Origin of the sequence: Tepidibacter formicigenes DSM 15518, assembly GCF_900142235.1 — a bacterium.
Classification (GTDB): Bacteria; Bacillota; Clostridia; order Peptostreptococcales; family Peptostreptococcaceae; genus Tepidibacter; species Tepidibacter formicigenes.
In genome coordinates this window covers 1-7,833 of the sequence record NZ_FRAE01000089.1, presented here as the reverse complement: position 1 = coordinate 7,833, position 7,833 = coordinate 1, and the positions used below count along the sequence as shown (strand labels likewise).

The following is a 7,833-nucleotide window of genomic DNA, read 5'->3' as shown; positions in this document are numbered from 1 at the left end:
CATTATCTTTTGAGTGCTTTTTGCATATTAGATCAAGCCATTTAATTAATTTATTAAACCCTTCAATAGAATTTGAAACTTCAATATACTTATCTAATTCAATTCCTCTAAAATCTTGAGCTCTAGCAACATGTGAATGCTTAGCTATATCTATTCCGATAATTAAAGTTGATTCTGTTATTTGCGAAATCTTTTTATTTTGTGTATAATTCATTTGTAGTACCTCCATTGATAGTCTTATTTTAATTCGGGGTAAGTTGCAATCTTACACCCTGTATTCTATCAGGAGGTACTTTTTTTATCAAAGTTCAAATTTATTCATTACAGGAATGCTCCTTTTGTAAACAAATAAATAAATTGGGTTTACAATTATATTTTATAACTAAAACTATAAATAGTCAACTGCTTAAAGGATATTGGTTTACAAAAGGTTTTTAGCTTACAAGTTCTTCCCATTTTTCATATAACTTTTCAAGCTTTTCTTCAAGTTCAGCTTTATTTTGATGAATTTCTTTTGACTTTTGAGAATCTGAATATACTTCTTCCATACACATCAATTTATCTAATTCTTCTATTTGAGATTCAACATTTATTATTTCTTTTTCTATGTTTTGTCTTTTTATTCTAAGTTTTTTTTCAAGCTCTTTTTTTTCTCTTTCCTTTCTTTTTTCTTCTTTTTGCTGTGTTTTCGTTTTTTCTTGAGTATATTCAATTACTTCTTCAGATTGCTTTCTTTTTTCTATATAATAATCGTAATTACCATGATATTCTTTAATTCCATCTTTTGTAAGTAAAAATACTTTATCTGCAACTTTATTTAAAAAATATCTATCATGAGATATTATAAATAAAGTGCCTTCATAATTTGAAAGAGCATCTTCTAATACTTCTTTAGAATCTATATCTAAGTGATTGGTAGGCTCGTCTAATAGTAAGAAGTTAGATTTTGAAAGCATTAATTTAAGTAGAGCTACTCTTGCTCTTTCTCCACCGCTTAATGTAGATATTTTCTTAAATACTTCTTCTCCTTCAAATAAAAAAGAAGCTAGCATTGTTCTTATTGTAGTTTGATTTAAATTGGGATTTTCATTCCAAATTTCATCTATTATTGTATTATCTAAATTAAGGGTCTTTTGTTCTTGATGAAAATATCCTATATTTACATTAGTTCCAAGTTTAAAATCTCCAAATATAGGATTTAATTCTTTCATTAATATTTTAAATAATGTAGACTTACCTATTCCATTAGGGCCAATTAATGCAACTTTTTCACCTTTGTATATATTAAAACTAACATTTTTAAATAACTGATTTTCATTATAGGCCATGGATAAATTATTAACAGCTAATACATCATGTCCACTAGTAACGCATGGTTCAAATCTTATGTTTGCCTTTTTTCTATAAATTTCAGGTTTTTCCATTATATCTATTTTATTTAAGGCTTTTTCTCTACTTTTCGCTCTTTTTATATGTTTTTCTCTTCCGAATGCTTTTAATTTATCTATTACTTCTTCTTGTTTTTTTATTTCTCTTTGTTGTTCTTCGTATTTTTTTATTTCAAGTTCTTTTTCGATTTTTGATTTTTTAATAAAAGTAGAGTAATTTCCGCTATAAGAGTTAAGCTTTTTATTGTGAAGCTCGAATACTCTATTTACTACTTGATCCAGAAAATATCTATCGTGGGAAATAATAAAAACAGTTCCTTTGTACTGCTTTAAAAAAACTTCAAGCCATTCTACAGCATCTGTATCTAGGTGGTTAGTGGGCTCGTCTAATAGAAGTAAAGTAGGTTTTTTAAGAAGAAGCTTTGCAAGTAATACTCTAGTTTTTTCTCCTCCTGATAATATATTTACATTTTTATAAAAATCTTCATTATTGAATCCAAGACCTTTTAAAACACCCTTTGCCTCAGATTTATATCCATACCCATTTTTGCTTGAGAATTCTTCTAATTTTTTAGAGTACTCATTCATTAGATTTTGAAGGTCTTTAGAATCTCCTTTTTTACTTTGTTCAGATATTTTTATTTCTAAATCTCTTAAATATTTTTCCATTTTAATTAAATCATCAAATACTGTTAAAACCTCATCTAATATTTTGTTATTAGATTCAAAATTCATATTCTGTTCTAGGTATCCTATCTCTGTGTTTTTAGATACATATATTTCACCGCTATCATATCCATATTCTCCAGAAATTATTTTAAATAATGTAGTTTTTCCTGTTCCGTTTACACCCACTAAACCTACTTTATCTCCGGCATTTACAGTAAAGCTTATATTTTCTAATATAAGATCTATTCCAAAGCTTTTATTTATATTATTACAAGATAGTACAATCATTAAGTTACCTCCTAATAAAAACTTCCAATATTAATTTATGGATTAAGAAAATTTAAATACTATGGTAATTATATATAAACAGTTAATAAAATTATAAAATTTTAGTAATATATAATCAAGTTTTGTAATATATTTATGGATATTAAAAAAATTGAATAATTATGATATAATAGTTAATGGGAAAATTGACATTATAAAAACACTTTGTTACAATTATATCAAAATCAAAATTATACAAAATAGGTGGAGTAGGTGAAGAGATGGCTAAACAGATTTCAATGGCGGTTATAAGAAGATTGCCAAAATATCATAGATATTTAAAGGATTTATTAGAAAGAGAAATATATAGAATTTCTTCTAAAGAATTAAGTGAAATAATAGGTTTTACTGCTTCTCAAATAAGACAAGATTTAAACAATTTTGGAGGATTTGGACAGCAGGGATATGGATACAATGTTGAAGAACTTTATAGTGAAATAAGTAAAATATTAGGACTGCATAATACATATAATACTATAATAGTAGGTGCTGGAAATCTAGGTCAAGCTATTGCAAATTATTCAGGATTTCAAAAATCAGGATTTGAGATAAAAGCATTATTTGAAGCTAACCCTAGATTTATAGGGCTTAAAATAAGAGATCTTGAGATATTAGATGTAGAAGTAATGGAAGAATATATAAAAGAAAATAATATAAAGATAGCAGTAATATGTACACCAAAAGAAAGTGCTCAAGATATTGCTAATAAATTAGTTAAAGCAGGAATAAGTGGTATATGGAATTTTGCTCCAGTTGATTTGCAATTAGATGGAAATGTAGTAGTTGAAAATGTTCATCTTACAGAAAGTTTATTTACATTATCTTATTTACTTAATGAAAAAGAAGAAGCTACCAGATAATTGGTAGCTTCTTTATGTATATACTATTCTGGTTGAGGTGCGTCTACTGGACATACTCCAGCGCAAGCGCCACAATCGATGCAAGTGTCAGCATCTATAACATATTTGTCATCTCCAGCACTTATAGCGTTAACTGGACATTCTGGTTCACAAGCTCCACAGCTTATGCAAGCATCATTAATTTTGTAAGCCATAGTAAAATCCTCCTCTAAATTAAAGTTATAAAATTTAATTAAATTATAGCAGATATAATTTAAAAGAACAACTGCTAACAATAATATTATACACATATAGTCACTTTTTAAACAGCTTTTTTGGAAGAAAATGAAAAAATATTTAATGATAATAAAACAAAAAATTTAATATAATAATGTTAGGAGATATAAAATGGGAAGTAGAGTAGATAAAAACAAAGAAAGAAAAAGAAAAAATAAAATAAGATTAATTACTTGTTTTACTATTTTAGGAATTATATTATTCTTATGCAGTTTTTCTAATTTTAAGGAATATGCCTGTTTAGATAATAATAGTAAAACAAATGAAGAGAATAATAAAATAATAGATGGTGAAAATATCAAGAAAATTAGTATAAGTGCTGTAGGTGATTGCACATTTGGAAATTATAAGGGCAGTAATTGGACCAATAGCTTTAATCATGAATTTGAAAATCAAAAAAGCGATTTTGCATACTTTTTTGAAAATGTCAAAAAATTTTTTTCTAAAGATGATATTACTATAATAAATTTAGAAGGTCCATTAACAAATGCATATAAAAGTGAGGACAAGAAATTTGCTTTTAAAGGAAAGCCATCATATGTTAATATATTAAAGCAGGGGAGTATAGAAGCTGTAAATATTGCTAACAACCATACATACGATTATTTAGAAAAAGGATATAAAAATACAATTGATATTTTAAAAGATAACGGTATAGGATATTTTGGATATGAAAATAAGTATATAAAAGATGTAAAAGGAATAAAGGTAGGAATACTTGGATATAAGGTGTGGAATAACTCTAATTATTTAAAAAGACAAATAAAAAATGATTTAGAATATATGAAGTTAAATAGTAATTTAATTATAGTAAATTTTCATTGGGGAGAAGAAAATAAATACTATCCAAATAATATACAAAAAAATATAGGTCACTATGCAATAGATAATGGAGCAGATTTAGTTTTAGGGCATCATCCTCATGTGATTCAGGGGATAGAAAAATATAAAGATAAATATATAGTATATAGCTTAGGTAATTTTTGTTTTGGAGGAAATAGAAATCCATCAGATAAGGATACTTTTATTTTTCAACAAACCTTTACCTTTGAAAATAATGAGCTTGTAAACTCTTCAAAAAATATTATTCCATGCTCAATTTCTTCTATAAAATCTAGAAATGATTATAAACCAACGCCTCTTACTGGAGAAGAAAAAGCGAGAGTTTTAAATAAGATAGATAATCTTAGTGAGTTTTATTAATTATAAATTTAACTTGAAAAATTATACTTTATGTTATAATATATAATTGATGGTGATGGAGTTCGCCGAAAATGCTTAAATGCTGATGACTCCTATAGATAATATTTATGTTATCTATAGGAGTTTTTTGTGTTTATTGGAAAAATTAAAATAAAGGAGGTATTTTTGTGGCAACTAGTTTAGCTGTTATTATATTGTTAGGATTGCTAGCAAACCAGATTTTTGAAAAATTAAAGCTACCTGGGCTTTTAGGTATGTTGATTTTAGGTGTAATAATTGGTCCTTATGGATTAAATTTAATTAGTCCAGAGATATTAAATATATCTTCAGATTTAAGAAAGCTTGCCTTGATTGTAATATTATTAAGAGCAGGTTTTGGAATAAGTAGAAATGAATTAAAAAGAGTTGGAAATACTGCTTTAAAATTAGGTTGCATTCCTGGAATAATAGAAGGATTTACTATTGCTATTGTTTCTACAAAAGTTTTAGGGTTTTCTTTTATTGAAGGAGGAATACTTGGATTTATAATCGCTGCGGTTTCTCCTGCTGTAGTAGTTCCTCAAATGCTTGATTTGATTCAAAGGGGAATAGGTTCAAAAAAAGGGGTTCCAACATTAATGCTTGCTGGTTCGTCTATTGATGATGTTTTTGCTATTACAATATTTGGAACATTTTTAGGTTTATATAGTGGTAAAAACATTAATATTGGTATACAGATTTTGGGTATACCATTATCAATAATTTTAGGTATAGCTTTAGGTGTAATTGCAGCATTTATAATAATAAAGATTTTAAACAAATATTATATTGATGATACCAAGAAGGTATTAGTTGTACTTAGCACTGCAATATTGCTTACTGCAATAGAGGCTTCATTAAAGGATAAAATCGAAATAGCATCATTGTTAGGTGTTATGACTATTGGATTTATTATGAGAGAAAAGTCACAAGAAATGCATAAAAAAATGGCTGATAGTTTTAATAAGATATGGGCATTTGCACAAATACTACTTTTTGTATTGGTAGGAGCACAGGTTAATATTTCAGTTGCATTTGAATCTGGGGTTAAAGGGCTTATTATAATACTTATTGGGCTTGTAGCAAGAAGTATAGGAGTAGCATTATCCGTTTTAGGAACAGATTTAAATTATAAAGAAAGATTATTTTGTATAATTTCATATATTCCAAAAGCAACAGTACAGGCTGCAATTGGAGCAGTACCTTTAGCTGTAGGAGTAGTATCTGGAGATATTATTTTAGCAATAGCCGTGTTATCTATATTAATTACAGCACCAATAGGCGCACTATTTATAAGTATATCATCCAAGAAATTATTGGATGAAGAAGAAAATAATGATTATGAAGGAAAATACATCGTAAAAATGATTGCTGGAAGTAAAATAAATAGAAAGAATCCTTAATTTAAGGGTTCTTTTTATTTTTTATGTACAAACTGTGGATATTTTCAAGTTCTATATAGTATTATATAATGAGTTATATAATATCATTAGGAGGTATTAAGTTGAGAGAATTATTAGAATATAATCCTGTAATTGCTGCAGTAAAAAATGATAAAGGACTAGAATTAGCTATAAAGTCAGATTGTAGTGTTATATTTTTACTATATGGAGATATAATCACTTTAAAAGAAAAGGTACAGCTATTAAATAAGAATAATAAAAAAGTATTTGTACATCTAGATATGATTACAGGAATTGCTTCTAATCCTATAGTTATAGATTACATAATACAGCACTTAGATGTAGAGGGAGTAATAACAACTAAAACAAATCTTGTTAAAAGAGCACTAGATAAGAACTTAAATGTAGTTCAAAGATTTTTCTTGCTAGATTCTATGTCTTTAGAAAGTGCCTTAGATAGCTTAAAAAAGGTTAGACCTCAAGCTATAGAAATAATGCCTGGAATAATGCCTAAAGTTATAAAAAAGATAAGTGAACAAACGAATATACCTATAATAGCAGGAGGACTTGTAGAAAAAAAGGAAGAAGTAATACAAGTGTTAAAAAGTGGAGCAATAGCAGTGTCAACAAGTAATAAAAAACTTTGGGAAGAATAATTTTTCAGAAAATTAAAAAAATACATTGACATTCAAACTTTCATATATTAAAATAAAAATAACAAAACAATATTTGGGCCAGAGAAGGGAGAGCCATTATTTCAGGGCTCTCTCTTTTTTTGCTCACAAATAAAGTACATAATATAAGTGTATAGCATATAATATATTGCTGAAAATAGACATATTATATATAATATGTATCATGAATAAATTATATATAAATGTTTTTTAAAATTAAATCTTGAGATTTAATGCCAGTTTTAGGAAAATGTTTTCCTGAAACTGAAATATAAATCTAAAAAAATTAGGAGGTGTAAAATTTTGAAACATTTAGGAACTATTATTGGAACTGCTATTGCAGGTATGTTTGTAATGGGAGTTTGGGGTGCTTTTGCAGGTGCTTATGGGATTGCAGGTGGATGGTTTGCGGGACTTATGATAATTGGAGTTATGTGGTACATGAATCATTATATTGGAATAGTGAATAATGAAGATGGAGCTGCATGGATTGATATGGCACTTGGAATTGCTGTTGCTGGAACAACAAGAGATGCTTTTATGGCGGGAAACTTTGCTCCTATAGCTAGTTCAATGCCAACTTTAATTATAGTGATTTTAGGTGGAATTACAGGTGGAGTTACAGCAGGACTTTTACAAAAACATGTTTTAAATAAAAAAGAATTTGAGAAAGAAACAGTTTAGGTAGTTGCAAAATAGAGTGAAAGGTTATCCACAGAAAAATTGAGTTGAAATTACTAAATAGAAAGAGTTATTAACAGTAATATTCAAAAAAAGACGCAGTTAAATAAAGGTTCAGTAAAACCTTTTTAAAAAGGATATAGAGTTTAAAAAAACTTAAGCAATTAAAGATTTAATAGCAAGAGGATTGTGGATATTGTTAGTCTTAAACATTAAAACAAACGCAACTAACTGAGAAATACAAGCCAGTAAAACATCAGCTTTTAAAGAAACAGTATTTCTAACTTTAGATGATTTGATTTGAATAAAGTTTTTTAGTTGAGAAATAGACCTT

General features: G+C 27.1%; 7 protein-coding genes, 1 pseudogene and 1 riboswitch. Of the genes and pseudogenes, 5 read left to right on the top strand and 3 right to left on the bottom strand.

Annotation, left to right across the window (positions count from 1 at the left end):
- Together BUA77_RS14035 and BUA77_RS12130 are read right to left on the bottom strand one after the other, a co-directional pair.
- A pseudogene (locus BUA77_RS14035) lies at window positions 1–214 on the bottom strand (IS110 family transposase); the annotation flags it as partial.
- 220 nt (window positions 215–434) lie between these two features.
- Entirely contained in the window at window positions 435–2,345 is a 1,911-nt protein-coding gene (locus BUA77_RS12130; protein ID WP_072890631.1) for an ABC-F family ATP-binding cassette domain-containing protein, read from the bottom strand.
- A gap of 260 nt (window positions 2,346–2,605) precedes the next feature.
- On the opposite strand from BUA77_RS12130, the gene BUA77_RS12125 reads away from it, so the two are divergent.
- Window positions 2,606–3,244: a redox-sensing transcriptional repressor Rex gene (locus tag BUA77_RS12125; protein ID WP_072890628.1), complete on the top strand. Its 639-nt coding sequence runs from the start codon at window positions 2,606–2,608 to the stop codon at window positions 3,242–3,244.
- Window positions 3,245–3,267: 23 nt separating this feature from the next.
- Here the strand turns inward: BUA77_RS12125 and BUA77_RS12120 are convergent, their stop codons facing one another.
- A complete protein-coding gene (locus BUA77_RS12120; RefSeq protein ID WP_072890626.1) occupies window positions 3,268–3,438 on the bottom strand; it encodes a DUF362 domain-containing protein in 171 nt (56 codons plus the stop codon).
- A gap of 193 nt (window positions 3,439–3,631) precedes the next feature.
- Here BUA77_RS12120 and BUA77_RS12115 point away from each other — a divergent pair, with 193 nt between their 5' ends.
- The 4 genes from BUA77_RS12115 (at window position 3,632) to BUA77_RS12100 (ending at window position 7,502) form a co-directional block, all read left to right on the top strand.
- On the top strand, window positions 3,632–4,723 hold the full coding sequence (locus tag BUA77_RS12115; RefSeq protein ID WP_072890624.1) for a CapA family protein: 1,092 nt from the start codon (window positions 3,632–3,634) through the stop codon (window positions 4,721–4,723).
- Window positions 4,724–4,765: 42 nt separating this feature from the next.
- Window positions 4,766–4,825, top strand: a riboswitch (Fluoride riboswitch).
- A gap of 65 nt (window positions 4,826–4,890) precedes the next feature.
- Window positions 4,891–6,144: a cation:proton antiporter gene (locus BUA77_RS12110; protein ID WP_072890621.1), complete on the top strand. Its 1,254-nt coding sequence runs from the start codon at window positions 4,891–4,893 to the stop codon at window positions 6,142–6,144.
- Between the two features lie 101 nt (window positions 6,145–6,245).
- The gene (locus tag BUA77_RS12105) at window positions 6,246–6,800 is read left to right on the top strand and encodes a glycerol-3-phosphate responsive antiterminator (RefSeq protein ID WP_084605769.1); all 555 of its coding nucleotides are present in this window, start codon (window positions 6,246–6,248) and stop codon (window positions 6,798–6,800) included.
- A 321-nt stretch (window positions 6,801–7,121) separates the two neighbouring features.
- Window positions 7,122–7,502, top strand: coding sequence for a Lin0368 family putative glycerol transporter subunit (locus BUA77_RS12100; RefSeq protein ID WP_072890618.1), 381 nt, complete (start codon window positions 7,122–7,124; stop codon window positions 7,500–7,502).
- The last annotated feature ends 331 nt before the right edge of the window (window positions 7,503–7,833 follow it).

What these genes read in the sequence shown, in the direction of transcription:
- BUA77_RS12120 (WP_072890626.1), bottom strand. Translation starts at nt 3,438, where the DNA reads ATGGCTTACAAAATTAATGATGCTTGCATAAGCTGTGGAGCTTGTGAA.
- BUA77_RS12115 (WP_072890624.1), top strand. Translation starts at nt 3,632, where the DNA reads ATGGGAAGTAGAGTAGATAAAAACAAAGAAAGAAAAAGAAAAAATAAA.
- BUA77_RS12125 (WP_072890628.1), top strand. Translation starts at nt 2,606, where the DNA reads ATGGCTAAACAGATTTCAATGGCGGTTATAAGAAGATTGCCAAAATAT.
- BUA77_RS12130 (WP_072890631.1), bottom strand. Translation starts at nt 2,345, where the DNA reads ATGATTGTACTATCTTGTAATAATATAAATAAAAGCTTTGGAATAGAT.